Source organism: Vibrio sp. 10N.286.51.B11, from assembly GCF_041469245.1.
Taxonomy (GTDB): Bacteria; Pseudomonadota; Gammaproteobacteria; order Enterobacterales; family Vibrionaceae; genus Vibrio; species Vibrio crassostreae_C.
The window spans coordinates 1-619 of record NZ_JBFRKI010000071.1 but is presented as its reverse complement, the minus strand read 5'-3'; the positions used below and the strand labels follow the sequence as shown (position 1 = coordinate 619).

Annotated in this window: 2 pseudogenes; both read right to left on the bottom strand. The window is 37.5% G+C overall.

The window, feature by feature from the left end:
• Nucleotides 1–223, bottom strand: a pseudogene (locus AB4154_RS22275) (bifunctional aspartate transaminase/aspartate 4-decarboxylase); the annotation flags it as partial.
• A gap of 151 nt (nucleotides 224–374) precedes the next feature.
• A pseudogene (locus AB4154_RS22270) lies at nucleotides 375–619 on the bottom strand (aspartate-alanine antiporter); the annotation flags it as partial.

Here is a 619-nt window from a genome sequence, read left to right as displayed (position 1 = left end):
CTAGGTAAGCGTAGTTACGTTCCGCTTCCATTACTGCAAATTCACCCAAACGAATAAATGCTTTACGTGGCAATGTTGCTAAGAAGTTTGGATTACCACGACCTGCGTCTAGTAAAGCACGGTCTGGCACTGCTTGCGCCACTTCAATTAATTTGTCTTTTAATTCAAATGGGCTTAAATCAGCGAATTTTGAAAAGTCGATATTTGTATTTTGTGTAGTCATAATATTTACCTAATAATTTAATATTAAACACTTGTAATTAAATAAAGTGTTTTACTTAAGCGTGATTATTCAGGCCTACCCTATTTTTGATTGGGTAGGTCTGTTAATAAGTTGATGATTTTTTAAATCTATAATGAGTTGTAGGTTTTAATTACATACCCGCATTAACGGTAATAATGCCGACGATAATTGGGCCCCATAGAGTCAGTAACACGTTGGCTACGGCGTAAGTCACAGTAAAAGAGAATACTGGCGTTGCGTTGCCTGTTTTTTCCATCAATGCAGCGAACGCTGGGTTTGCACTTCGACCACCGGTTACACAACCTAAAGCTTCTACCGGATTCTTTATCTTCAATACAAAGTACGAGAAGAAGAATGAAATAATCTGTGGAATGA